The following is a 25,773-nucleotide window of genomic DNA, read 5'->3' on the forward strand; positions in this document are numbered from 1 at the left end:
GCGTGAAAGGGATAAGAAAATTGAAGTGGTATATATGTACAGCTTTACTAGGTACAGCAATATGGAGTGTATATACAAATGGAATTCCAAAGTATGTAGAGAAGTTAACATTCTCAAATATACAAAGAGGAAAAGAAACGGAGTTTAGTAATAACGATGAAAAAGTCATCTTATCAAATGTTCCATTAATTCAGCAGTTACCAGAATTGGATAGAGGCTGTGAAGTGACAAGCTTAGCGATGATGTTACAATACGCTGGTGTTTCAGTGGATAAGATGACATTAGCAAATGAAATAAAAAAAGTTGATTTTATAGACGATGGTGTGCGCGGGAATCCAAATGAAGGATTTGTAGGTAATATTTATACATTCTCTGAATCAGGATACGGTGTATATCATGGGCCACTTTTTCAGTTAGCGGAAAAATATTTACCTAATAAAGCTGTAGACTTAACAGGGAAGAATATAGAAGAAATTTATAAGAGGGTAAAAGCAGGGCAACCTGTAGTCATGATCACAAATGCAACATTTGCACCATTAGATGCAGATGAATTTACTACATGGGAAACAAATAGTGGAGATGTTTCAATTACGTATAATGAACATTGTGTAGTGCTTATTGGATATGATAAGGAATTTGTATATATTCGAGATCCTCTTAATGAAAGTTTAGATGTAAAAATACCGAGAGAAAGTTTTGAAAAGGCATGGATGCAAATGGGGAGTCAGGCGATTAGTTATGTGAAAAGCTCTAAATGAATGAGTAAGGAAAGAGATGTAAGGAATTGTAAGAGGAGTTTTTGTGGGGGTTTTTTGTTACGAAATAAGAGAACTTGAACTTATTATATAAGCTGAAGTTCTCTTATTTTTTTATGATTAAATCTTTAGAAGGAGTGAATATGAAAAAATGCATAATTGACGAAAAATTTACATGTTATCATTATATATTGTTTTATATATGTAAATTGTATAAAATGACACAAGTATCCACATTACATAAAGGAGGCTTATTATGCAAAAAATATTTAACGGGGTTAAATGTATGAGTATCAATAAAAAATTAATCATTTCATTTTTTATTATTTTAACTATACCAGGAATTATTATCGGTGGTGTTTCATATCAAACTGCCAAAACAAATTTTGAACATCAAATGACAGATAAGGCAAAGGAGAATATTTCGATTTTAAATACTGTTATTTCTCAAAATATAGAAGAGAAATTTGTTGATGCGACGTACTTTGCAGACATCTTAACAGAGGATACATATCCAAATGGACAAGAAGAAATAGTAAGAACGAAGTTAGCACAATATATAAAGCTTCATCCAGAAGTAGAAGGTATTTATATTGGAACAGAGACGGGAAAGTTTATAAGAGAACCATTTATTCAAATGGCTGATGGGTATAATCCAACAGATAGATCTTGGTATAAAGAAGCACATGAAAATAAAGGGAAAGTAATTGTTACTGCGCCATATCAGTCAGCATCTACAAAAAATATGGTAGTGACAATTGCGAAAGAAGTAAAAGATGGTAAAGGTGTTATAGGAATTAATTTAAACTTAGATAACATCTTAAAAATTTCCAAAATGATTAACATTGGTGAAAAAGGTTATGCAGTTATTTTAGATCAAAATAAGCAAATTGTTAGTCATCCATCTAGAAAACCAGGTACAAAAGTTACTGATCCTTGGATTAAACCAATTTATGAAGATAAACAAGGAAATGTGTCTTATACAGAACAAGATGATAAAAAGAATTTAATCTTTGCAACAAATGAGAAAACAGGCTGGAAAGTAGTTGGAGTTATGTTCGATGAAGAAATTACCCAAGCTGCAAATCCAGTGTTTTATAAGACTTTAATTGTTATTGCTATCGCTATTGTATTTGGTAGTGTATTAATTTATTTCATTACAAAGTCTATTACAAGGCCATTACGAAAAATAGCTGAATCGGCACATAAAATTAGTAAGGGAGATTTAACAGAGAAAATTACAATCCATTCCAAAGATGATATAGGGAAACTAGGGAATTCATTTAATGAAATGTCTACGTCTTTACAAGATGTTATTACCCAAATTAGCTTTTCAGCAGAACATGTTGCAGCATCGGCAGAAGAGTTAACAGCGAGCGTACAGCAAGCGAATGATGCGACAGATCAAATTACAATTGCAATGGAGCAAGTATCAGGTGGGGCTGAATCACAAAGCCAAGGTGTTGAAGAAGGTGCGGCTACATTACAACAAGTAAATACAGCAATTCAAGATGTAACTGGAAGCGCAGAGTCAATTTCTATTTCCTCATTACATGCGCGAGAAAGAGCTGAAGAGGGAGAAGATTTAGTTGAACAAACCGCAAAACAAATGCAGTCTATTTCTAGGTCGGTATCCGAGTCAGATGCTATTATTAAACTTCTTGATGAGAAATCAAAGCAGGTAGGAGCTATTTCTGAAGCAATTCAAAATATCGCTACTCAAACGAACTTATTAGCTTTAAATGCGGCTATTGAAGCAGCAAGAGCAGGTGAACAGGGACGAGGATTTGCTATTGTAGCAGATGAGGTTAGAAAATTAGCAGAGCAATCAGGAGAGTCATCTGGAGAGATTGCAAATTTAATTGCAGAAATTAAGGCGGATATTGAACATACTGTTAAGGCAATGGATAATGTGAATGGAGAAGTTCAACAAGGCCTTGATGTTGTAACAAAAACGAAAGTAAGTTTTACGGAAATTTTAAGTTCTACTACACATATTGTTTCTCAAGTTAATCAAATGGTAGAAACAACGAAGAGAATTGCGGGAGATGCAAATGAAGTGACAAATGCTATTGATGAAATTGCAGCGGCTGCAGAAGAAAATACAGCTAGTATGCAAAGTGTTGCAGCTTCAACAGAAGAACAAGTTAATTCAATGGAAGAAATTAGTTCTGCTTCGCAAAACTTAGCTGGGATGGCAGAAGAATTACAAGCGATGACTAGTAAATTTAAAGTATAATAACAGCAGATAAGTAAGGTGAAAATAATATCACCTTACTTATTTTTCTATTCAGCAATTAGGGGAGTCATTAACGGGATGAAAAAAAGAAAAAGACTATGGAATTTATGGAAAACGATTACATTGTTAGTTTGTACAGTTGTGATTTTTTCTTTACTTGTGACAGATATATTAATTAGTCACAATGTAGAACGGACAACGGAGGATAACCAAGCAGAGAAAGCAAAAACAATTGCACACATTGTGGCGAATGATTCGATTGTAATCGATGGCTTGATTGGGAAAGCAGATACTTCTGCAATCCAAACGTATACAAATAGGATATTAAAAAACACAGGTGTTCAATTTATTGTAGTTATGGACATGAATGGAATAAGAAAATCACATCCAAATCCTCAAAAAATAGGTCATCATTTTATTGGGGGAGATGAAGGGCCTGCATTGAAAGGAAAGGAACATGTATCACTGGCAGAAGGAACTTTAGGTATTTCAATGCGAGTGTTTGTACCTGTATTTTCTGAAACGGGTGAACAGCTTGGAGCGGTGGCGGTCGGTATTTCAGCAGATAATGTAAAAGAGAGAGTTAAGGAAAGTAGATATATCATTTATATTGGAGTTGGAGTTGGAGTATTAGTCGGAATTATAGGAGCGATATTGCTAGCTAGACATATAAAGAAAAGCTTATTCGGTCTTGAACCTCACAGGATAGCAAAAATTCTTGAAGAAAGAAATACGATGCTACAATCTGTAAAGGAAGGTATTATTGCTGTAGATAAAGAGGCTAGAGTAACGCTAATTAATAATGAAGCGAAACGTCTATTTAAAAAAAGCGGACTTGAAGAAGATTTTATCGGTAAAGATGTTGAGTTGTATATGCCGAATTCACGTATAAAAGAAGTATTGCAAACGGGAGAAGTACAATTAAACGAAGAACAAAATATTTATGGAATTACGATTGTGACGAATCGAGTTCCTTTATATGTAAAAGGAGAAATAGTTGGCGCAATTGCAACATTTCGTGATAAAACAGAGATTCGAAAACTAGCAGAGGAACTAACTGGTATTAGACTATATGCAGAAGCATTACGGGCACAATCTCATGAGTTTATGAATAAGATGCATGTCGTATTAGGGCTTACACATATGAAACAGTATGAAGAATTACAGAAGTATATAAGCGGTATGGTATCAGAGCATCAATATGAAATTGGTGGAGTTATGAAAAGAATAAAAAATCCAGTATTTGCTGGTTTTTTACTAGGTAAGCTCAGCTATGCTAGAGAGAAGAATATCAAATTAATTATAAGTGAAGATTCTCATATGCCGGAAATAGATGATGAAAGTATTACTCATGAACTTATTACGATTGTGGGAAATTTAATTGATAATGCGTTAGAGGCAGTGACGAATTGTGAAAAGAAGCAAGTTGAAGTTGAGATACAACAAGGGGATATATTAACTATTACAGTGCAAGATACGGGAAAAGGTATACAAGAAAAAGAAATAGAGGAATTATTTACGAAAGGTTATTCCACAAAGGGAGATAACCGCGGTTATGGTTTGTATCTTGTAAAAGAAAGTATACAGCGAATAAATGGGGAAATTGATATACATTCATTAGTAGGAAAGGGAACAACGATAACAATTGAAATACCTAAAGGTAGGGATGAGAGGCAAATATGATTAAAGTTTTAATTGTAGAAGATGACCCGATGGTAGCAATGTTAAATACGCATTATTTAGAGCAAGTAGGAGGGTTTGAACTTGTTCAAGCAGTTAACTCAGTAAAGTCGGCGATAGAAGTATTAGAGAAATCACGAGTGGATTTAGTATTACTTGATATTTTTATGCCTGAAGAGACTGGGTTTGAGCTTTTAATGTATATTCGGAATCAAGAAAAAGAAATCGATATTATAATGATTTCAGCTGTACATGATATGGGGAGTATTAAAAAAGCATTACAATACGGAGTTGTAGATTATTTAATTAAACCATTTACATTCGAACGATTTAAAGAGGCATTAACTATATATCGAGAAAAACTTACTTTCATGAAAGAACAACAAAAGCTTAGTCAATCGGAATTAGATTCGTTAATTTTACAAAAAGAAAAAAGAGAGCCTACTGTCACTAAAGAGCTTCCGAAAGGATTAACGAAGCAAACGTTGCAATTAATTTGGCAGAAGATCGAGTCGTTGAATGGACGAGCGTTTACAACAGATGAAATGGCACAATTAGTTGGAATTTCAAGAGTTTCTATTCGGAAATATGTAATGTTTCTGACTGACATTGGGGTGTTAGAAAACGAAATGATGTACCAACATGTGGGAAGACCTGTAAGTAAATTAAGATGTGTTAATCAAAAGAAAATAGAGTTTTACGTATAAGCGACTTAGTATAAGTCGCTTATACTTTTTTTAATTACAAAATCAATTACAAAACTTACAAAAACTATTTTTACTATTGAAAGCGTTTTAATATTGTTATTAAGAAAACGAGGGGGTGCCATATGGGAAATCAAAAGAATGTGGAAGCGGTATCATTTTCTGACGGAAATGAAGTACAAAGAGAATCTTTCGCTTCTAAAATTATGAATGTAAAAATCGGTGTTATACCTTTACCGTTATATGTAGTATTGGCTGCTATTATTTATGGGGCATCTGTATATAATAAATTGCCAGCAGATATGATTGGTGGATTTGCAGTTATTATGATCATGGGGATTTTCTTAGGCGATATTGGGATGAGAATTCCAATTTTAAAAAATATCGGCGGTCCAGCAATACTTTCGTTATTTATTCCATCATTACTTGTATTTTTTAACTGGATGAATCCAGCTTCAATGGAAGCTGCGACTATGTTAATGAAAAAATCGAACTTTTTATATTTATATATTTCTTGTTTAGTAGTCGGAAGTATTTTAGGAATGAACCGTAAAGTGTTAGTACAAGGTTTCGTTCGCATGTTTATTCCTTTAGTAGTAGGGACGTTAGCTTCTGTAGCAGTAGGGTTATTGGTCGGTTCATTATTTGGATTTGAAATGAAGCACACATTCTTCTTTATCATCGTACCAATTGTAAGTGGTGGTATCGGGGAAGGGATTTTACCATTGTCGCTAGCTTATAGTGATATTTTAAATGAATCGTCAGCAACGTTTGTATCACAGCTTATTCCAGCAGCTATTATTGGAAATATGTTCGCAATTGTAAGTGCAGGGTATATGAAGCGTTTAGGTGAGAAGAAACCGGAGCTTAGTGGTAACGGTGTATTAGTGAAAACAGACAATCAAGCAGAATTATTAAAAGAACAAAATACAGAGAAGCCAATTGACTTCTCATTAATGGGAGCAGGTTTATTAATTGCGTGTACGTTCTTCATCTTCGGAGGATTTGCTTCTAAGTTCATCGGTATTCCTGGGGCAATCATTATGATTTTTTCAGCAGCACTTGTGAAATACTTTAAATTAATGCCAGCAAAAATGGAGCAAGGAGCATTCCATTTATATAAATTTATTTCGAAGAATTTAACTTGGCCTTTAATGGTTGGATTAGGATTGCTATATATTCCGTTAAAAGACGTAGCAGCAGTTCTTTCAGTAGGATATGTTGTTGTGTGCGCATCGGTTGTTCTTACAATGGTAGCATCAGGTTTTCTTGTAGGGAAAGTGATGAAGATGTATCCAGTTGAATCGGCGATTGTAACTGGATGTCATAGCGGTTTAGGCGGAACTGGAGATGTTGCTATTTTATCTGCTTCAAATCGTATGGAATTAATGCCGTTCGCGCAAATTTCAACTCGTTTAGGCGGGGCGGCAATGGTTGTAACGGCGACAATATTATTAAAAATGTTTTCATGATCAAACAAGCTAGCTATATTCATATAGCTAGCTTGTCAAATTAAGGGGAGATTATAAGTATGTTAGCAAATCAAATTAATGAAAGATCATTGTTATTGCATAAAGAATTAGTAGGGAAAATTGAAATTACAAGTAAAGTGGAAGTAAATTCAGCGGATGATTTAAGCCTGACGTATACACCAGGTGTAGCGGAGTCTTGTAAAGCAATTGCGGCAGATGAAGAAACGGTGTATGACTATACAGCACGTGGTAATATGGTGGCAGTTGTTTCAGATGGAACAGCGGTACTTGGTTTAGGAAACATTGGACCGAAAGCGGCTATGCCTGTTATGGAAGGAAAAAGTATTTTATTTAAGAAATTTGCGAATGTAGATGCTTTCCCATTATGTTTAGGCACAACGGATGTAGATGAAATCGTTACCCTTGTAAAAAATTTAGAGCCTACATTTGCAGGGATTAATTTAGAAGATATTGCAGCACCACGTTGTTTTGAAATTGAAAAACGATTAAAAGAAGAGACGAATATTCCTGTATTCCATGATGATCAACATGGAACAGCTATTGTCGTTTTAGCAGCTGTTATTAATGCATTAAAAGTTGTTAGCAAACAAATGGATAATGTGAAAATCGTTATTAACGGTGCGGGTTCGGCAGGAATTGCAATTGGAAAATTATTATTAAAGGCTGGTACAAAGCACATTACGCTAGTTAGCCTAGAAGGTATTGTTTGTGAAGGTGAAACATGGATGAACGAAGCACAAATTGAAGTTTCAAAAAAGACAAATCGTGAACATGTGCGTGGAACGTTAAAAGAAGCGATTCACCAAGCTGATATTTTTATTGGCGTATCTGCTCCTAACGTATTAACGAAAGAACTTGTACAGACGATGAATGAGAAAGCAATTGTGTTTGCAATGGCGAATCCAATTCCAGAAATCTTCCCTGAGGATGCATTAGAGGCTGGGGCAGCTGTAGTAGGAACTGGGCGCTCGGATTATGCGAATCAAGTAAATAATGTATTGGCGTTTCCCGGAATATTCCGCGGTGCGTTAGATGTGCGCGCAACTGATATTACAGAAGAGATGAAATTAGCGGCAGCATATGGGATCGCTAACATCATTACTGACGAAGAACGTAATGCGAATTATGTAATCCCGAATCCATTAGATAAAAGAGTTGTTCCAAGTGTTGCAGAAGCAGTAGCGAAAGCAGCTATTGATTCGGGCGTGGCGCAAATTACGAAAATACCAAGTTATTAATAGCTAAAAGCAGTGCCTAAAAGGCACTGCTTTTTTGAGATAAGAAATCAAAATAATGAAGAAGTGTAGAATTATTTATATTTCTTCACTATTTATTTAATTCCATTGCAACTTGTTTACCATTCACTAAAACCTCAGTTACTGCTACGATTACTTCTATCATTTTTTTCATCTCTCATCTCTCCTCGTTTCATTTCTTACTTTAAGTATAAGAGAAGAGAGATAATTCAACTATCGAAGTACATGCCGTAGAAATTACATTGTTGTAAGAAAGTGGTTTATTTTTGTCACTTTACTCAGCGGTGATTACAAACTGATCATAATATTTTTCATTCACATATATATTTAATAACCATAATCCAGATGAAGGTAGTGACATAGTGAGAGGGAGTTCGTTTGCAGTAGAATCGATTGTATTTGAAGTGGTCCAAGTTTGTTTGGAAGTTTCTTTTTGAAAGAGTACTGGTGTCGGAGTTACAGATCCTTGTTTTAGCGCAATAATAGACAATTTTCCAGTTGGTATTTCAGAATCTAGAAAGTACCACATTATTTCATTTTGTTCATTCGCGATAATAGGACTATCAGCCATTGCGATTTTTCCTTCGATGCCTTTTAAAGGTATTTTTCCGTCTATGAATGAGGGGGCTTCTTCCCAATTTACATCTTTTAAAACACTAAGATGAAAGAAGGAAGGTGCGTTCACTTGATTGGATGACGTTGCGACAGCTTCAGTTTTAGATGCTTTTGAATCAGGTTGTGCTGGTGTGCATCCAGTGATGAGGAAGGAGAGAAGTAGCATAGTTCCGATTTTTTTCATGGTGCCACACTCCTAGTTTTTATTGTTAGTGTAATTGTATTTGCTAGAAGGCGGGACAATTCCTTTAAAGTATAAAAAGAGGTCATAAGTTTTGTACGACCTCTTTTGACATTTTTTATCCCGTAAAAGCCCGATTGGTGTAGGTTAATAATCAGTGGGAGATAGCCCCACTAATTAAAGTTTCACTTTATACTTGTTCAGTTGTATAGGTTGGTTCGGTTTCTTTTTGAGGCATCGTCAAAAAAATAACGGACAGAACGATACATACGCCGCCTAATAATTGATATGTTCCAAAAGATTCATTTAGCCAAGTAATTGAAACGATGGCAGCTACAAGGGGTTCAATGCTAGATAAAATGCTTGTTTCTGTTGCTGCTAAATATTTAAGACTACCGATATATAGAAGGAAAGAAAGGGTACCACTAATAATGATAAGGATAAGCATAGAAAAAGTTTTTAGTGTAAGGGTTTGTGAAAAGTGATTCCACCCGAATGAACGATTATAAATAAGTAGTGCAATTCCTCCGATTAACATCCCCCAACCAATTACTACAGTTGTCCCACATTCTTTAATGAGAGAAGCCGGATGAAGGGTATAAAATGCAAATCCAATTGCTGTTAATAGTCCAAAAATAATAGCTTCTTTAGATAAAACAACATTTTCAATTGAGCCATTTGTAATAATAAAGTATGTTCCTATTAGCGCGGCTATAATTGCGAATAGTTGCATGGAAGCAGGGAATTTTCTTTGTTCAAATGCAACATACATGGTTATAAGAACAGGACCTAGAAATTGAAATAGTGTTGCTGTGACCGCGTTACTAATATGAACTGTTTCGATAAAGGCGTATTGCGCACCAAGCATGCCGAGAATAGAGAAAATAATAAGTTGTATAAAATATCTAGGGTGTTTCCAAATTTGAAATATGTTTTGTTTCTTTATAAGTAAGAAAGACAAAATAAATATTCCTGCGAGCAACAATCGAATTGTTAAAAAATCAATTGAGGATACATTAGTATGTTGAAATAGCCACTGAATCATTGGACCAGATAATCCCCATAATGTAGCCCCTGTAATAATCATAATGAGTCCGATACGTCTACCATTGTTCATTATCATGTTTCTCCTCTCCAGTATTTGATTTTTTATGTGTGACATGATAAAAGGAATTATATATAACTTCTGGTACTGTAAAAAGTATCAGATTTTATTTTTATTAAGGGGTCAGATATTATGTTAGAATTAACGCCTAATTTAAATATGAATAGTAAAAAGGCATTGTATGTGCAATTGTATGAGTATATAAAAAAAGAAATTAAAGATGGATCGATTGTCCCTTTTACGAAATTACCGGCTAAGCGAAAGTTAGCGATACATTTACAAGTAAGTAAAAATACAGTAGAGGCAGCGTACGAACAATTACTTGCAGAAGGTTATATTGAGTCGATATCGAGAAAAGGTTATTTTGTATGCAAGATTGAGCAAATGGTTCATATAGAGGATAGCGGAGAGAGAATAGAAGAAGTACCGTTTCAGGAGAAGAGTTATAAATTTGACTTTACACAAACAGGAATTGATACAAATGCTTTTCCATTCAATATGTATCGGAAAATTGTAAATGAAATATGGCAGCCGCATAATAACGAACTTCTCTTTCTAGGACACCCTCAAGGGGAAGCGAGCTTAAGAGAAGAGATTACGAATTATTTGTATGAATCTAGAGGTGTACGTTGTTCAGCTAGTCAAATTATATTAGGAGCGGGAACACAAATATTAGTGAAACTATTGTTTCAATTGTTAAAGGGAAGCAATTATGCAGTTGAAAACCCAGGGTATCATAGAAAGATGGTTGTTTTTGAAAAGGGGGAAGCAAGAGTCCAAATGTTATCTTTAGATAGAGATGGAATTTGTATTGCAGATTTAGAAAATAGCAATGCGAATGTTGTATTTGTTACACCTTCCCATCAGTTTCCATATGGAATGATTATGCCTATTACGAGAAGGATGCAGCTTTTACAATGGGCAAAGAAAGAAGAGAGCAGGTATATTATTGAAGATGATTACGATAGTGAATTTCGCTATTCTGGAAAGCCTATACCGGCGCTGCAAGGGTTAGATACAGAGGGGAAAGTTATTTATATGGGGACGCTATCTAAAGCATTATTGCCATCGCTACGGATGAGCTATATGGTGTTGCCGAAGAAATTAATTAAAAAGTATCAACAGCAATATTTATTTTATACACAAAGTGTTTCAAGAATGGACCAAGAAGTGATTAGAAGATTTTTAAATGAAGGCTATTGGGAAAAACATATTCATAAAATGCGTGTCGTCTACCGAAAGAAGAGAGATCGACTTGTTTTTGAAATAGAGAAGTATTTCTCTAATCGTGTTGAAGTGATAGGAGAAGATTCGGGATTACACATTTTATTAAAAGTGCATAATGGAATGCGGGAAGAAGAATTAATTCAAGAAGCTGCGAAACATAGTATCAAAATATATCCTGTGTCTACGTACTATAAAGACGGTACGGCGCCTGAGAGTGTAGTTTTACTTGGGTTTGCGATATTATCAGAGGAAGAAATTGCGAAAGCGATTCAATTATTACACACGGCATGGTTTACAAGAAAGTAAAAAACATCCTCCAAACATGAGGATGTTTTTTATTATTTATTTTCATCTAAGAATAAGACCATATGCTCTTCGTCCCAATATTGTCCGTTATATTTTAATGAACGTTCTTGTACACCGAATGTTTTAAAACCTAATGATTCATAAAGTTTTTTCGCTCCATCGTTTCCAACAACAACATCAAGCATAACTTGTTCTACTTCTAAAGATTTAGCAAGCTCAAGACATTCTTTAATAAGTGCTTTTCCTGCTCCAAGTCCGCGTGCTTTTGGAGATACATATACAGAACCGATTTTAGCTTTATGTTCTTGTTTTACATATGGTTTCGTTTCCAGTGTTGCAACCCCGATTAATTTTCCATCTTTAAATGCACCTAGCGTATAGTTTTCATCTTGTGCTAATTTTTGTGCTTTATATTCAATCGCACACTCTTTATTAATAATATCTTCATAAGAAGAGCTGAATGCTTCAGGGTTTTGCTTTAATCCTTCTACGCGAAGTTCTAAGTAAATTTCTGCTTCGTCTTTTGTTAATACATGGATATCCAATTATATCACCCTCCAAATCTTTGCAAATGTACCTTTATTTTATATTGAAATAAGAATAATTTCAAAAGCTTAGCTTATATGAACTGTTTTTATGAACAAAATAACACCAGTAGTGTTTACTACTACTGGTGTTTTCACACGCATATTATTCAAAAGGTAGCTCGATTATAAAGTTTGTTCCCGCTCCTAATTGGCTTGTTACTAGAATAGAACCGTTATGCAATTCTACAATTTCCTTTGCAACAGCTAGCCCGATACCTTTTCCGCCTGTAGCTCGTGTTCTAGATTTATCGACACGATAAAAACGGTCAAATATATGCGGGATATCTTCTTCAGGAATACCTTCACCTTCATCTTGTACACTTATTGTAAAAGAATCTGTTTTTGTAAGTACACGTATCGTAATGGCTGTGTTTTCTGGCGAATGTTGATAAGCGTTGTGTAATAAATTTAACATAACTTGTTCCATACGTCTTTCGTCTATACAAACTTCTAAAACATCTTTGCAATATACATGAAGTTGCATTTGCTTATTTGTTAATGTTGTTTTTGTTTTTTCTACCATTCGTTCTAAAAATGGCTGAAGAAGCACTTTTTGTTTTTTTATAACAAATTGGTGTTGTTCTAATTGTACAAGCATAAATAAATCTTGGACGAGATCGGTTACACTATCCGTTTCATCCTCAATGATTTGTAAGTATTCTTCTCGCTCCTCTTTTGTTAAAGAGTCTCTCTTTGCTACCTTCGCATAACCTTTCATATAGGTCAATGGAGTTAATAGTTCATGAGCGACACTAGCGAGAAATTCATTGCGCTCTTTTTTCATATACGTAAGTTCACTCGATAAATCTTCAATTGTTTTTGCTAAACTTCCGAGTTCATCATTTCGTTTAATACCTAATTGAATTGGCTTGTTTAATTTTGACATTTTTTCTGTCGCTCTCTTCATTTTTACAAGTGGTTCTGTAATAACGCGTGAAAAAACAAAGACAGAAATTGTTGTTAAAATAATTGTTAAAACGCTAATGATAAGAAATTGGTTCATGAGTTTAAGCAACATATTTTCTAGGAAAGATGTTTTTAATAACATATATAGCTTTCCTTGAAACTTTGTTGTGTTAAGTGGGCTTACTGTTGTGATGAACTTTGATTTTTTCCAGTTCCTTTCAACGACTAAGCCGCCGTCTGGGACAGTTTCTGTTTTACAAGTAAGTTGTTTTTGCATATCTTTTGTTACGGGTTCTGAGGTGGAAATAATTTTGCCGTTATGGTCAGTAATAATGATAGCTATATCGGAGTTAGAAATTGATTCCGATTCAACTAAGTGTGCAGCCTCATTCGTAATATCGAACTCAGGGTACACAGGACGTTTAGGATTTTTATTATGTTCAGCGTGTTTCATTTCTTTATAATATTCATCCCGTCTCTCGCGGCTTTTAATTTTTTTACTATAGCGATTACCTTTCTCTAAAAGAGCATCTGTTTCCTCTACAATACGCATTTTTGAAAGGCTTTTATAAAAAGATACGAAAGCAATTGTTTCAATACATAAAGCTAATATTAAAAAGTATGTCCCAATTTTAAGGGAAAGTTTACTCATTTTTTCACCATACCTTATTCATAATAAAGAGTCAGTGGTATACGATTTCCCACTGACCGAAGTAATTATTCACTTTTCCATTTATATCCGACTTTATAGACCGTTTCTAGGTAATCTTCAATCGGAAATCCTTTTTTGCGTAGTTTATCACGGATATTACGAATGTGTGAGTCAATTGTTCTATATTCGATATCTGTTTCATAGCCCCAAATTTTTTCGATTAAATCATCTCGGCTATAAGCACGGTTTGTATTTTGCAAAAATAGCCCGAGTAACGAAAATTCGATAGGAGTTAGCGAGATTTTTTCATCATAAACTGTGACAGTATGTTTCGTTTTATCCCACTCAATACCATTGAAACTAACAAAGCCATCTTTTTTTGTACGGCGTAATATAGCCTCGATTCGTGCGACTAATACATGCTCATCAAATGGTTTTGTAATATAATCATCTGCGCCCATCGTGAGGCCTTTCACCATATCGTAGTTTTGGTTGCGAGCTGTTAACATAATGATAGGAACGTTGGAAATTTGACGAATTTGATAGCAAGTATCCCATCCATCCATATTTGGCATCATAACATCTAATAAAATAATATCGAATTCTTTTTGTTCGATTAATTTTAGTGCTTCAAGGCCAGAGGTAGCTTTCATACAAAAATAGCCGCGAGGGCTTAAGAACAGATCTAATAATCGTAACATACGTTCTTCATCGTCTACTAATAAAATTTTTACCATAATCTTGTGCACCCCAAACTGTTCATTCTACTTGTATAGTTTACATGAAAATAATAAAAAACTCTTTTTATGTGATTGAATGGAGGGCTGATTTTTTCGCTCAGAGTAATTGACATAAAAAATGCACTAGTTTTGCACAACTATTTTTTATAATAGAAAACGTAGCGACACAAAATACCCTATGTTGCGACATAACGTCATGTCATTTTATTTATAAAATGACAATTCCATTCTATTGTGTATGTGAGATAGAGAGGGTTTTCGTATTCACCTCGCATCGGATAAGAAAAATTTCCTATCTCACACTTTTTTTAAAAGGAGATCATACACATGAATTCAAAAGAAGAAATTTCAAAAAAAGAAAAGCAAGATCGTAATACGGTTGTCATGTGCGTTGCCGTATCTATGGTTATTATTATAAGTTGCGTAAATAAAATTTTGGGGATTTTATAATATAAAAAAAGCTGATTGCTTCTTAAGAAGCAATCAGCTTTTTTCGTTGTTAGGGGGAGTATTTCTATATAATAAACCAAGGTAAAATTGCTAATCCAGAAGTTATAATTGCTGTAGTAAATATTAAAAGCATAGCTCGTTTGTTTTGTTTCATGTCACATTCTCCTTTACATATCAAGTACATGCGATCAGTGTGAGATGTGGTTCCCCACTGAGTAAAGTGTCACTTTATATTTTTAGTATAATGAATGGTAAGGATTGGTACGATCGATAAAGGTGACATGAAGATTACATTGTTGTAATGAAAAAAGCATCTTTCTTAATAAAAAGATGCTTTTGGAAAACTATATTGAAGTATTAATCATTTAAGAACAGAACCATATGTTCCTCGTCCCAATATTGACCGTTATGTTTTAATGAACGCTCTTGTACGCCGTAAGTTTGGAAACCTAATGATTCATATAATTTTTTGGCACCGGCGTTACCAACTACAACATCGAGCATAAGTTGTTCTACATGTAATTTATCGGCATTTTCAATAATTGCTTTAATAAGAGCTCGTCCTGCTCCAAGGCCACGCGCTTTTGGGGAAACGAAAACGGAACCGATTTTTGCTTTATGTTCTTGTTTAATAAAAGGCTTTGTTTCTAAAGTAGCAATGCCGATTAAATCATCATCTTTGAAGACCCCTAGAGTATACTTATCCGGATTGCTTAATCGTTTTGCCATAGCAGCTACAGGATCCTCATGTTTCAAAACATCTTCATAGGAAGAGCTAAAAGCTTCCGGGTTCTTCGTTAAACCTTCCATACAAACTTTTAAATATATTTCTGCGTCCTCTGTCGTTAATAAGCGAATTTCCATAGTTGTAACCTCCTTGGTCGATTTCAAATAAAATAAATCCATTACTTTTATAAGATTGTGTATGTGTTTTGTTAGCAGTCTCTTTTAATTTGTAAAAGAATGAAAAGATATATGCTACAATGCTTTGTTTTTTAATATGTAATGAAATTATATATTAACTTTATTAACTATTCAAGTATTTAATATATTACATTTTCATAACTAAAATAACTCCTCAATTGAGGAGCTATTTTAGTTATTCGATTGATAACCATCAATTCGATGTGGATGTGTGTAAATATTACAAGATTCATTTCTAATAAATCCTACGACTGTAATGCCTAAATCGTGAGCAAGTTGCAATGCTAGTTTTGTTGGGGCAGATTTAGATAGAACAATTTCACATCCGATTTTTGAAACTTTGAGTAAAATTTCGGATGAAATACGTCCGCTAAATGCGATAATTTTTCCTTTAACAGATATATCATTGCGTAAACAATGACCGTATATTTTGTCTAATGCATTATGTCTTCCGATATCCATTCTTGATAGAAGGATATTATTTCGATCACATAGCGCGGTATTGTGAACACCACCAGTTTGGCGAAAGGTAGTGGAAGATTGTTGTAAAGTATTCATTAAGTAAAAACATTCTTCAGGAGTAATTTTTACATGTATATCATGTAAGTCTTTTGCTTTTGCCGCATCGTTTACGAAAATAAAACCTTGTCTACCTTTTCCGCAGCAAGAAGTGATGTATCGTTTATTATATAAAGTTTGATAGAGCAGATTCACTTTTGATGATTTTACATGGACAATTCCGTTATCTTTTTGAACCCATAGTTCTTCAACATCGTTATAGGAAGAAATAATCCCCTCAGAAATTAAAAAACCAATTACCATATCTTCAATATAATTTGGTGTGCATACGACTGTTACATATTCTTCACCATTCAATTTAATAGTAATAGGAGATTCTGTAACAATCTCGTCAAGTTGTTTTGAAAATGTACCAGATTGATAACGTACAATTGTATAAGTCTCTTGCGTAGGCCCCATATTTAATTCCCCTTTTATATGTATTTCTCTCCCACATTTATCATAAAACAATGGGAAAATAAAAACACCTATTAACAAGAAGATCACAGATTATTTTGGTTATTATTGTATATGTACGATATAATAGAACTGTAGAATAGTGATATTTTCAAGCTTTCGTAGTTATACCTTATAACATCTAGAATCGACTTCATAAGAAAGTATTTGGGTAGAGCGTTTCAAAAATATGTACAGTAATGCGATTTTGAAAACGGATTCATAATTGTGTTGTACAGTTGGTTGTAAGGAGAGGGGAAACTATGGCAGAACAGACAGTCCGTGTAACCGTCGATGGTAAAGAATTTTCTGCATCAGGTGAAAAGACGATACTACAATTATTTAACGAGAGTAATTTGGAACATCCTCAAATTTGTCATGTACCAGAAGTAGATCCAATTCAAACTTGTGATACGTGTATTGTAGAAGTAAATGGAAAGTTATTGCGTGCTTGTTCAACGAAATTAGAGAACGGTATGCATATCGAAAGACAGTCCCAGCGTGCAAAAGAGGCACAGACTGAGGCAATGGATCGAATATTAGAGAATCACCTACTGTATTGTACCGTTTGTGATAACAATAATGGTAACTGTAAAGTCCATAATACAGTACATATGATGGGAATTGAGGAACAGAAATATCCGTATGAGCCAAAAGTAAGTGCGTGTGAAGTGGATATGTCACATCCATTTTATCGATATGATCCAAATCAATGTATTGCTTGTGGGCAGTGTGTAGAAGTATGTCAAAACTTACAAGTGAATGAAACTATATCGATTGATTGGAGCTTAGACCGTCCACGTGTTATATGGGACAATGGTGTAAGTATAAATGACTCATCTTGTGTAAGTTGCGGGCAATGTGTAACAGTATGTCCATGTAATGCGTTGATGGAGAAATCAATGTTAGGTGAAGCTGGATTCATGACTGGATTGAAACCAGATGTGTTAGATCCGATGATCGATTTTGTAAAGGATGTAGAGCCTGGATATAGTAGTATTTTAGCAGTTTCAGAAGTAGAGGCTGCGATGCGTAAGACGAAAGTGAATAGAACAAAAACAGTTTGTACATTTTGTGGTGTAGGTTGTTCATTTGAAGTATGGACGAAAGACCGCCACATTTTGAAAGTACAGCCTGTTTCAGATGCGCCGGTTAACGGTATTTCCACATGCGTAAAAGGCAAATTTGGATGGGATTTTGTAAACAGTGAAGATCGAATTACAAAGCCATTAATTCGCCAAGGAGATATGTTTGTTGAAGCTTCATGGGAAGAGGCTCTTGAAGTTGTTGCATCCAATATGCAGCATATTAAATCAGAATATGGAAGTGATGCATTTGGGTTTATTTCTTCTTCGAAAGTAACGAATGAAGAAAATTATCTTATGCAAAAACTAGCCCGTCAAATATATGGAACGAATAATGTAGACAACTGTTCCCGTTATTGTCAATCTCCAGCAACAGACGGTTTATTTAAAACTGTCGGTATGGGCGGGGACGCTGGAACAGTGAAAGATATTGCGGAAGCTGGCCTTGTCATTATCGTTGGAGCAAATCCAACAGAAGGACATCCTGTACTTGCAACGCGTGTAAAACGTGCTCATAAATTACATGACCAAAAATTAATTGTGGCGGACCTTCGTAAACATGAAATGGCAGAGCGTGCGGATTTATTCATTCATCCGCGCCAAGGAACTGATTATGTATGGCTCGCTGGTATTACGAAATATATTATTGATCAAGATTGGCACGATAAAAAGTTCATAGCTGAAAATGTGAAGAATTTTGATGAATATAGCAAAATGGTAGAAAAGTATACGCTTGATTATACAGAAGAAATTACGGGGATTTCGAAAGAAAATCTGAAAGAAATGGCTCGTATGGTATATGAAGCAGATGGTACTTGTGTACTTTGGGGAATGGGTGTAACGCAAAATACTGGAGGAAGTACAACTTCAGCAGCAATTTCAAATCTATTGCTTGTTACGGGTAATTATCGTCGTCCTGGTGCAGGAGCATATCCATTACGCGGACATAATAACGTACAAGGCGCTTGTGATATGGCAACATTACCAAACTGGCTTCCAGGTTACCAAGCAGTTTCAGATGATGCGCTCCGTGCGAAATTTGAAAAAGCATACGGTACTACAATTCCGAAAGCACCAGGCTTAAATAATATTGCAATGTTACTTGCGGCAGATGAAGGAAAACTGCGTGGTATGTATGTTATGGGTGAAGAAATGGCTTTAGTAGATTCGAATGCCAACCATGTACAACATATTTTAGCGAATTTAGATTTCCTTGTTGTTCAAGATATGTTCTTATCGAAAACAGCTCGTTTTGCTGATGTTATTTTACCGGCAGCACCAAGCTTAGAAAAAGAGGGAACATTTACGAATACAGAGCGCCGTATTCAAAGATTATATGAAGTATTGAAGCCGCTTGGTGATTCAAAGCCAGACTGGTGGATTTTACAAAAAGTAGCTCGTGCACTTGGCGGGGACTGGAATTATGAAAATCCAAGTGAAATCATGGATGAAATTGCATCGCTTGCACCTTTATATTCTCAGGCAACATACGATCGTTTAGAAGGATGGAATAGTTTATGTTGGGGTAGCCATGATGGCAGCGATACACCACTATTATATGTGGACGGATTTAACTTCCCAGATAAACTAGCTCGTCTATCATTAGATGAATGGGTACCACCAGTTGTAGCGCCAGATGAGTATGATTTACTTTTAAATAATGGTCGTATGTTAGAACATTTCCATGAAGGGAATATGACGAATAAATCGGCTGGTATTTTATCTAAAGTATCTGAAGTGTTCGTTGAAATCTCGCCTGAACTTGCCCTAGAGCGCAATGTGAAAGATGGTGGTCTTGTAGAATTAGCATCACCATTTGGGAAAATTAAAGTACAGGCACTTGTTACAGATCGTGTAACGGGGAAAGAGCTATATTTACCGATGCATGCAACGGTAAATGAAGAGGCAATCAATATTTTAACTGGAACGGCGACAGATCTTTATACGTGTACACCAGCGTACAAACAAACGATGGTAAAGATGCGTGTACTACGTGAAAAAGGGAATCGTCCGTTACCATCTTCAAACCCGAGAGATAAAAAGCGTAATCCGCAAAACGGTGTTGAAATCCAGCAAAAATGGCAAAGAAAACAATACGTATCAATTGTGGACTAGGGGGCGGAGAGAGTGGCGAAAGAAATTACTGTAATTAAAAAGAAAGTTGTAACAGAGGAAGAACAGAAACAGCAAGTAGCAGATGAACTTCTAAATGAGCTATCTAATAATCGTGAAGCAGTAGAAGAAACGATGCAGCTTTTAGCACAGTTGCAGAAGGCTGGTATATTAGATGCGGCAATTAGTTTGCTTGCTGCGAAGGAAGATGTTTCAAAAATCGCTGTGGAGCAATTAAATCGTGAACCCGTTAAAAATGCGTTAAATAATATGATGGGGGCAGGAGAAGCGTTATCTTCAGTTGACCCAGAAATAACGAAGCAAATTACGTCAAGTTTAGTTACAGGATTGCAATTTGCAACAGATGAATTAAATAGTGGCAAAAAAACAAAAGTGATGGATTTCTTTAAAGTATTAAAAGATCCAGATATCAATAGAGCTATTACATTCGGTTTTAGCTTCTTGAAAGCATTTGGACAAGGGCTAGAGAAAAAATAGAATAAATGAAAAAGTGATGGGAAGTAGCCATCACTTTTTTCATTATATGTATAAGAGTGTTCATGTTAAGCGGAATATATTATTATTAAAAAGATGGATTAGAACTGGAAATATGGAATCCATCTCAAATACCGTTTTAGAATTTGGAGGAATATATGCAACACCGTAAAAAACTATCTATACCAGGAGTAATGAGACATTCCTTTCAAACAGTTAAATTTGCTTTTTGGAATGTATTAACTTTTCAACTTGCTTATAAATTATTAGCAGCGATTGTGTTTGTTCCGCTATTTGGAATTATTTTTAATAAGTTATTGTATTTTGGTGGTTATGCAAATGCGACAAATGATGAATTATTAGCGTTTTTAAAGACGCCTTATGGCATCTTAGCAATCGTAATTTTATCATTGTTAGCACTGTTTCTTATCTTTACGGAATTTGCGGTGCTTATTATTATTTCGTATTTCGCTCATAAAAGACAGAAGGTGAAATTACGTCCGATTTTATATAAAACGGTAACGTATTTACCTACTCTTTTCACATATTGCTTACCAGGATTTATTTTATATGCTGTCGTATTGTTGCCTCTTTTAAATATGGGATATGAAACGGCATTAATCCCGCAAATTCAAATTCCTAACTTTATTACAGGAGAACTGTTTAAGACAACGATGGGGCAAGTTGGTTATTACACGTTCTTTGCTGTAGTCGCGTATTTGAATCTTCGATGGATTTTCGTTCTACCTATTGTTGTTTTAGAGCAAAAATCATTTCGCGTGGCAGCACGTAAAAGTGCAAATTTAGTAAAGGAAAGCTTTTTTAAAGTACTACTCTTTTTAGTAGGATTTTTTATTTCAATTGGAATTGTATATGTCGTATTTTTGGGAATATATTTATTGTGCCTATGGGGTGTTTATGAATTTACAAACCCGAAAGGAACATTTGCATTATTAGCTGAATCAACGATTTCTGTATTTTTAACGAGCACATTGTATTTATTCAGCTTTATCGTGACGCCATTTTATATTATGGCGATTACGCGATTATACTTACAAAAGGTACCGGTTGAAGATGTTTTATTAGAAGAAGGATTAGATTATTCGAAAACGAAAGCAGATAAATGTTTCTTCCAAAAACATCGTTGGAAATTCATTGGCGTATACATTGTAGGGATTATTACTGCGGGAATGGTCGTTGCCTTCATTGTAACGTTTATTTCAAATTCGTATAAAGAACCGATTATTATGGCGCACCGCGGGTATATATCAAAAGGCGTAGAAAATACGAAAGAAGCTGTGCAAGGTGCTATTGATGCAAAAGCAGACTACGCTGAAATAGATGTATTACAAACGAAAGACGGTGAACTAGCGGTTATACATGATTTGAAGCTGAAACGTCTCGCAAATGCAAATGTGCATGTGTCAGATTTAACGATGGTTGAGTTAAGGCAGCTTACCCTTAGTCAAGATGGACTTTCAGGACAAATAAGTACACTTGATGAAATCATTAAGCTAGCAAATGGCAAAATCAAACTTAATATAGAAGTGAAGCTTCATGGGGGCGAAAAAGACTTTGTAAACAAAGTCTTAAAAACGATTAAAGATAATGAATTTGAGAAGCAATGTGTAATTCAAACGTTACACTATCCGCTTATTAAAGAGTTTAAGCGTGCAAATCCAGATATAAAAGTAGGGTATATATTGTATGCAAGTAGAGCTAACTTAAAGAATGTGAAGGCTGACTTTTACGTAGCAGAAGAATATATGTTAAATAAGAAATTAGTAAAAGAAGCAAGGAAGTTAAACAAACCAATTTACGTATGGACAGTAAATGATATGGAAAATTTAAAGGCATATTATAAGTTAAACGTAGATGGTATCATAACTGATTACCCTGAAGATGCACGTGAAACAATTAAGATGTTAAAAGAGCAAGAAGCGGAAGAAAGTGATCTGTTTGATAAAATTACTGAAACGACAGATGATTTGTTTTTAAAATTATTTATAAGTTACCCAGCTGCTAGCTAAATGCTAGCAGCTATTTTTTTGTGAAAAGAATATATCTCTAAAGTATTAAGTAAAGTAATAACTGTATATGTATACGTTATCGCTTAGTTTTTTACATTGTTACATTATTGTCAAATAATAAATGATTACTGTTTATTTTGAAGAAGTATAATAAAAATTGAGTGAAAGATAATGGAATGTCACGAAACCCCTAATAGAATCAATGTTTTATATATTTACACTATTCTAAATATATAAACTTTAGAAAAATGATATGTTAGCGTTTTCATAACTTTTAAGTTATGCTAGAATAAGGACATAAGTTATTAATTATTACAAAAAGAAAAAAGAATCTCTTTTTTCTGTTAATTATAAGGGGGCATTTCATTATGCGTATTGGGGTACCAGCAGAAATTAAAAACAACGAAAACCGTGTGGCAATGACACCAGCAGGTGTTGTACATTTAATTCGTAACAATCACGAAGTATTCATTCAAAAGGGTGCAGGTTTAGGATCTGGTTTCACAGACGCTCAGTATGTTGAAGCGGGAGCAAAAATTGTTGATACAGCTGAAGAAGCTTGGAACATGGAAATGGTTATGAAAGTTAAAGAACCAATTGAAAGCGAATACAAACACTTCAGTGAAGGCTTAATCTTATTCACATACTTACACTTAGCTCCAGAGCCAGAATTAACAAAAGCGTTAATTGAGAAGAAAGTTGTTGCGATTGCATATGAAACAGTACAATTAGAAAACCGTTCTCTACCATTACTTGCACCTATGAGTGAAGTAGCTGGTCGTATGGCTGCACAAATTGGTGCGCAATTCCTTGAGAAAAACAAAGGCGGTAAAGGTATCTTACTTGCAGGTGTTCCAGGAGTTAAACGTGGTAAAGTAACAATCATCGGTGGTGGACAAGCTGGTACAAATGCTGCTAAAATTGCAGTTGGACTAGGTGCGGATGTAACAATCATCGACTTAAGCGCAGAACGTCTTCGTCAATTAGATGACATTTTCGGAAACCAAGTAAAAACTTTAATGTCTAATCCTTACAATATTGCAGAAGCTGTAAAAGAGTCTGATCTTGTAATCGGTGCAGTATTAATCCCAGGTGCAAAAGCTCCAAAACTTGTAACAGAAGAAATGATTAAATCAATGGAACCAGGTTCTGTTGTTGTAGATATCGCGATTGACCAAGGTGGTATTTTCGAAACAACTGACCGTATTACAACTCATGATAACCCAACTTACGAAAAACACGGCGTTGTTCATTATGCAGTTGCAAACATGCCAGGTGCGGTTCCACGTACATCAACTCTTGCATTAACAAACGTAACAGTACCATATGCAGTACAAATTGCTAACAAAGGCTACAAAGAAGCTTGCCTAGGCAACTCTGCATTACTAAAAGGTATTAACACATTAGATGGCTATGTAACATTTGAAGCAGTTGCAGAAGCTCACGGTGTAGAGTACAAAGGTGCTAAAGAATTATTAGAAGCAGAAACAGTATCTTGCTAATAGAAGCATTATACAAAACAAAATCGAACAATATATAATACAACATGATAAGAGCTAAGAGATAATACCTCTTAGCTCTTCTTAGTAAAAGGGGGCATACATCGTGGCCAACCTATTTAAAAAGAAATCCGTTACGCAATTGTTAGGGGAAAGTAAAAGTAAAACTTTGACGAAAACGCTAGGGGCATTTGACCTAACAATGCTAGGGATTGGTGCGATAATTGGTACAGGAGTTCTAGTATTAACTGGATTAGTAGCAGCAAGAGATGCTGGTCCAGCAGTTATTTTTTCATTTATGATTGCAGCAATTGTTTGTGGATTTGCAGCATTATGTTATGCAGAAGTTGCATCTACACTTCCTGTTTCAGGTAGTGTGTACACATATTCGTATGCAACAATTGGTGAGTTTGTTGCTCATTTAATGGGATGGACATTGTTATCCGTATATGTCGTAACGACTGCCGCAGTAGCTGGCGGATGGACGGGTTATTTCAATAATTTAGTGAGTGGACTGGGACTTGAAATTCCGAAAGCGTTGCTAACAATTCCAGCGCAAGGTGGTATGGTAAACTTACCAGCAGTTATCGTTACGTTAGTGATAACTTGGTTATTATCACGAGGTACGAAAGAAAGTAAGCGTGTGAATAACATAATGGTATTAATTAAAATTGGTATTGTTGTTTTATTCATTGCAGTTGGTGTATTCTACGTGAAACCAGAAAACTGGATACCATTTGCACCTTACGGTTTAAGTGGAGTGTTCGCAGGGGGAGCAGCAGTATTCTTTGCTTTCTTAGGATTTGATGCATTAGCAACTTCTGCTGAAGAAGTAAAAAATCCGCAACGTGATCTACCAATTGGTATTATTGCTTCGTTAGTTATTTGTACAATCATTTATGTTGTAGTTTGTCTCGTTATGACGGGTATGGTTTCTTATAAAGAGCTAGATGTACCGGAAGCGATGGCATATGTGTTAGAGGTTGTAGGACAAGATAAAGTGGCTGGTGTAATTGCTATTGGAGCTGTAATCGGTATTATGGCTGTAATTTTCGCTTACATTTATGCGACAACACGTGTATTCTTCGCAATGAGTCGTGACGGTTTATTACCAAAATCTTTTGCGAAAATTAACAAGAAGACTGAAGCGCCAACATTTTCAGTTTGGTTAACAGGAATTGGTAGTGCTTTAATTGCTGGATTTATCGATTTAAAAGAATTGTCGAATTTAGCGAATATTGGAGCGTTATTAACATTCGCCATGGTTGGTGTAACTGTTATCATTCTTCGTAAAACGCATCCGAAATTACAACGTGGTTTTATGGTACCACTTGTACCGATCTTACCGATTATTTCAATTGCATGTTGTCTATTCTTAATGGTAAATTTACCGTTAACAACATGGATATACTTTGGTATTTGGTTAGCGATTGGAGTAGTTGTATACTTTGTTTATTCGAAAAAGCATAGTCATTTAAAAGACGATGGAAGTTCGCAGGATAATTTAAATCAAGCTAATTAAAGGGATATAAACACAGTAAGCCTTGTGCGTCTAGGGAGCGCGCAAGGCTTTTTCTTTTGTTGAAATAAAGGGAACATATATTACTTTGTTGAATTTTTATGTCGGAATATGAAAAAAGGGTGTGCGAATTGTACATCCTTTTTTGTATGAGAATATAGAGGATGCGGAAAATATGTATATGCCTTACTAAAATGTG

At 34.9% G+C, this 25,773-nt stretch carries 20 protein-coding genes and 1 pseudogene; 14 read left to right on the forward strand and 7 right to left on the reverse strand.

What is annotated here, in order from left to right:
* Positions 1–2 precede the first annotated feature (2 nt).
* The 7 genes and pseudogenes from AC1Q8L_RS26055 (at position 3) to AC1Q8L_RS26085 (ending at position 8,109) form a co-directional block, all read left to right on the forward strand.
* Complete coding sequence (locus AC1Q8L_RS26055) at positions 3–758, forward strand: C39 family peptidase (protein WP_080017752.1); 756 nt, start codon at positions 3–5, stop codon at positions 756–758.
* Between the two features lie 394 nt (positions 759–1,152).
* Positions 1,153–2,055: pseudogene (locus AC1Q8L_RS26060) on the forward strand (HAMP domain-containing protein); the annotation flags it as partial.
* A gap of 120 nt (positions 2,056–2,175) precedes the next feature.
* Positions 2,176–2,994, forward strand: coding sequence for a methyl-accepting chemotaxis protein (locus tag AC1Q8L_RS26065; RefSeq protein ID WP_434166820.1), 819 nt, complete (start codon positions 2,176–2,178; stop codon positions 2,992–2,994).
* Positions 2,995–3,072: 78 nt separating this feature from the next.
* Positions 3,073–4,677, forward strand: a complete 1,605-nt coding sequence (locus AC1Q8L_RS26070; protein WP_000746401.1) for a sensor histidine kinase — start codon at positions 3,073–3,075, stop codon at positions 4,675–4,677.
* Positions 4,674–5,381: a response regulator gene (locus tag AC1Q8L_RS26075; protein WP_000598688.1), complete on the forward strand. Its 708-nt coding sequence runs from the start codon at positions 4,674–4,676 to the stop codon at positions 5,379–5,381. Before AC1Q8L_RS26070 ends, AC1Q8L_RS26075 begins: the two co-directional genes overlap by 4 nt.
* A gap of 122 nt (positions 5,382–5,503) precedes the next feature.
* Complete coding sequence (locus AC1Q8L_RS26080; protein ID WP_000528101.1) at positions 5,504–6,850, forward strand: 2-hydroxycarboxylate transporter family protein; 1,347 nt, start codon at positions 5,504–5,506, stop codon at positions 6,848–6,850.
* Between the two features lie 59 nt (positions 6,851–6,909).
* The gene (locus AC1Q8L_RS26085) at positions 6,910–8,109 is read left to right on the forward strand and encodes an NAD(P)-dependent malic enzyme (RefSeq protein ID WP_000880783.1); all 1,200 of its coding nucleotides are present in this window, start codon (positions 6,910–6,912) and stop codon (positions 8,107–8,109) included.
* Positions 8,110–8,401: 292 nt separating this feature from the next.
* Here AC1Q8L_RS26085 and AC1Q8L_RS26090 read toward each other — a convergent pair whose 3' ends face one another.
* The gene (locus AC1Q8L_RS26090; RefSeq protein ID WP_000719680.1) at positions 8,402–8,926 is read right to left on the reverse strand and encodes a DUF4871 domain-containing protein; all 525 of its coding nucleotides are present in this window, start codon (positions 8,924–8,926) and stop codon (positions 8,402–8,404) included.
* A gap of 187 nt (positions 8,927–9,113) precedes the next feature.
* Positions 9,114–10,040: a DMT family transporter gene (locus tag AC1Q8L_RS26095; protein ID WP_001059049.1), complete on the reverse strand. Its 927-nt coding sequence runs from the start codon at positions 10,038–10,040 to the stop codon at positions 9,114–9,116.
* 120 nt (positions 10,041–10,160) lie between these two features.
* Here AC1Q8L_RS26095 and pdxR point away from each other — a divergent pair, with 120 nt between their 5' ends.
* On the forward strand, positions 10,161–11,561 hold the full coding sequence (pdxR, locus tag AC1Q8L_RS26100; protein WP_098311686.1) for a MocR-like pyridoxine biosynthesis transcription factor PdxR: 1,401 nt from the start codon (positions 10,161–10,163) through the stop codon (positions 11,559–11,561).
* A gap of 32 nt (positions 11,562–11,593) precedes the next feature.
* Here pdxR and AC1Q8L_RS26105 read toward each other — a convergent pair whose 3' ends face one another.
* The 3 genes from AC1Q8L_RS26105 to AC1Q8L_RS26115 all read right to left on the reverse strand — a co-directional run bounded on the left by AC1Q8L_RS26105 (position 11,594) and on the right by AC1Q8L_RS26115 (position 14,443).
* Positions 11,594–12,106, reverse strand: coding sequence for a GNAT family N-acetyltransferase (locus AC1Q8L_RS26105; protein WP_000351212.1), 513 nt, complete (start codon positions 12,104–12,106; stop codon positions 11,594–11,596).
* A gap of 145 nt (positions 12,107–12,251) precedes the next feature.
* Entirely contained in the window at positions 12,252–13,706 is a 1,455-nt protein-coding gene (locus AC1Q8L_RS26110) for a HAMP domain-containing sensor histidine kinase (protein ID WP_000041025.1), read from the reverse strand.
* Between the two features lie 65 nt (positions 13,707–13,771).
* Positions 13,772–14,443: a response regulator transcription factor gene (locus AC1Q8L_RS26115; RefSeq protein ID WP_000238956.1), complete on the reverse strand. Its 672-nt coding sequence runs from the start codon at positions 14,441–14,443 to the stop codon at positions 13,772–13,774.
* A gap of 330 nt (positions 14,444–14,773) precedes the next feature.
* On the opposite strand from AC1Q8L_RS26115, the gene AC1Q8L_RS26120 reads away from it, so the two are divergent.
* The gene (locus tag AC1Q8L_RS26120) at positions 14,774–14,896 is read left to right on the forward strand and encodes a hypothetical protein (RefSeq protein ID WP_001085006.1); all 123 of its coding nucleotides are present in this window, start codon (positions 14,774–14,776) and stop codon (positions 14,894–14,896) included.
* A 357-nt stretch (positions 14,897–15,253) separates the two neighbouring features.
* Here the strand turns inward: AC1Q8L_RS26120 and AC1Q8L_RS26125 are convergent, their stop codons facing one another.
* Positions 15,254–15,760, reverse strand: a complete 507-nt coding sequence (locus AC1Q8L_RS26125; RefSeq protein ID WP_000405868.1) for a GNAT family N-acetyltransferase — start codon at positions 15,758–15,760, stop codon at positions 15,254–15,256.
* 231 nt (positions 15,761–15,991) lie between these two features.
* Entirely contained in the window at positions 15,992–16,798 is an 807-nt protein-coding gene (gene fdhD, locus AC1Q8L_RS26130; RefSeq protein ID WP_000529236.1) for a formate dehydrogenase accessory sulfurtransferase FdhD, read from the reverse strand.
* A gap of 299 nt (positions 16,799–17,097) precedes the next feature.
* On the opposite strand from fdhD, the gene fdhF reads away from it, so the two are divergent.
* The 5 genes from fdhF (at position 17,098) to AC1Q8L_RS26155 (ending at position 25,577) form a co-directional block, all read left to right on the forward strand.
* Complete coding sequence (gene fdhF, locus AC1Q8L_RS26135) at positions 17,098–20,034, forward strand: formate dehydrogenase subunit alpha (RefSeq protein ID WP_098311687.1); 2,937 nt, start codon at positions 17,098–17,100, stop codon at positions 20,032–20,034.
* Positions 20,035–20,046: 12 nt separating this feature from the next.
* Positions 20,047–20,529: a helical membrane plugin domain-containing protein gene (locus tag AC1Q8L_RS26140; RefSeq protein ID WP_001040540.1), complete on the forward strand. Its 483-nt coding sequence runs from the start codon at positions 20,047–20,049 to the stop codon at positions 20,527–20,529.
* A 155-nt stretch (positions 20,530–20,684) separates the two neighbouring features.
* Complete coding sequence (locus AC1Q8L_RS26145; RefSeq protein ID WP_001164721.1) at positions 20,685–22,556, forward strand: glycerophosphodiester phosphodiesterase; 1,872 nt, start codon at positions 20,685–20,687, stop codon at positions 22,554–22,556.
* Between the two features lie 368 nt (positions 22,557–22,924).
* Complete coding sequence (gene ald / locus AC1Q8L_RS26150; RefSeq protein WP_001219741.1) at positions 22,925–24,058, forward strand: alanine dehydrogenase; 1,134 nt, start codon at positions 22,925–22,927, stop codon at positions 24,056–24,058.
* A 103-nt stretch (positions 24,059–24,161) separates the two neighbouring features.
* A complete protein-coding gene (locus AC1Q8L_RS26155; protein ID WP_098311688.1) occupies positions 24,162–25,577 on the forward strand; it encodes an amino acid permease in 1,416 nt (471 codons plus the stop codon).
* Positions 25,578–25,773 lie beyond the last annotated feature (196 nt).

The organism is Bacillus sp. GW823-FHT06A11 (assembly GCF_058795355.1).

Bases quoted from the DNA above. Each gene is read 5' to 3' on its own strand.
- fdhD (WP_000529236.1), bottom strand. From the start codon at position 16,798: ATGGGGCCTACGCAAGAGACTTATACAATTGTACGTTATCAATCTGGT.
- AC1Q8L_RS26065 (WP_434166820.1), top strand. From the start codon at position 2,176: ATGGAGCAAGTATCAGGTGGGGCTGAATCACAAAGCCAAGGTGTTGAA.
- AC1Q8L_RS26110 (WP_000041025.1), bottom strand. From the start codon at position 13,706: ATGAGTAAACTTTCCCTTAAAATTGGGACATACTTTTTAATATTAGCT.
- AC1Q8L_RS26075 (WP_000598688.1), top strand. From the start codon at position 4,674: ATGATTAAAGTTTTAATTGTAGAAGATGACCCGATGGTAGCAATGTTA.
- ald (WP_001219741.1), top strand. From the start codon at position 22,925: ATGCGTATTGGGGTACCAGCAGAAATTAAAAACAACGAAAACCGTGTG.
- fdhF (WP_098311687.1), top strand. From the start codon at position 17,098: ATGGCAGAACAGACAGTCCGTGTAACCGTCGATGGTAAAGAATTTTCT.
- AC1Q8L_RS26120 (WP_001085006.1), top strand. From the start codon at position 14,774: ATGAATTCAAAAGAAGAAATTTCAAAAAAAGAAAAGCAAGATCGTAAT.
- AC1Q8L_RS26095 (WP_001059049.1), bottom strand. From the start codon at position 10,040: ATGAACAATGGTAGACGTATCGGACTCATTATGATTATTACAGGGGCT.
- AC1Q8L_RS26070 (WP_000746401.1), top strand. From the start codon at position 3,073: ATGAAAAAAAGAAAAAGACTATGGAATTTATGGAAAACGATTACATTG.
- AC1Q8L_RS26090 (WP_000719680.1), bottom strand. From the start codon at position 8,926: ATGAAAAAAATCGGAACTATGCTACTTCTCTCCTTCCTCATCACTGGA.
- AC1Q8L_RS26080 (WP_000528101.1), top strand. From the start codon at position 5,504: ATGGGAAATCAAAAGAATGTGGAAGCGGTATCATTTTCTGACGGAAAT.
- AC1Q8L_RS26125 (WP_000405868.1), bottom strand. From the start codon at position 15,760: ATGGAAATTCGCTTATTAACGACAGAGGACGCAGAAATATATTTAAAA.
- AC1Q8L_RS26145 (WP_001164721.1), top strand. From the start codon at position 20,685: ATGCAACACCGTAAAAAACTATCTATACCAGGAGTAATGAGACATTCC.
- AC1Q8L_RS26085 (WP_000880783.1), top strand. From the start codon at position 6,910: ATGTTAGCAAATCAAATTAATGAAAGATCATTGTTATTGCATAAAGAA.
- AC1Q8L_RS26115 (WP_000238956.1), bottom strand. From the start codon at position 14,443: ATGGTAAAAATTTTATTAGTAGACGATGAAGAACGTATGTTACGATTA.
- pdxR (WP_098311686.1), top strand. From the start codon at position 10,161: ATGTTAGAATTAACGCCTAATTTAAATATGAATAGTAAAAAGGCATTG.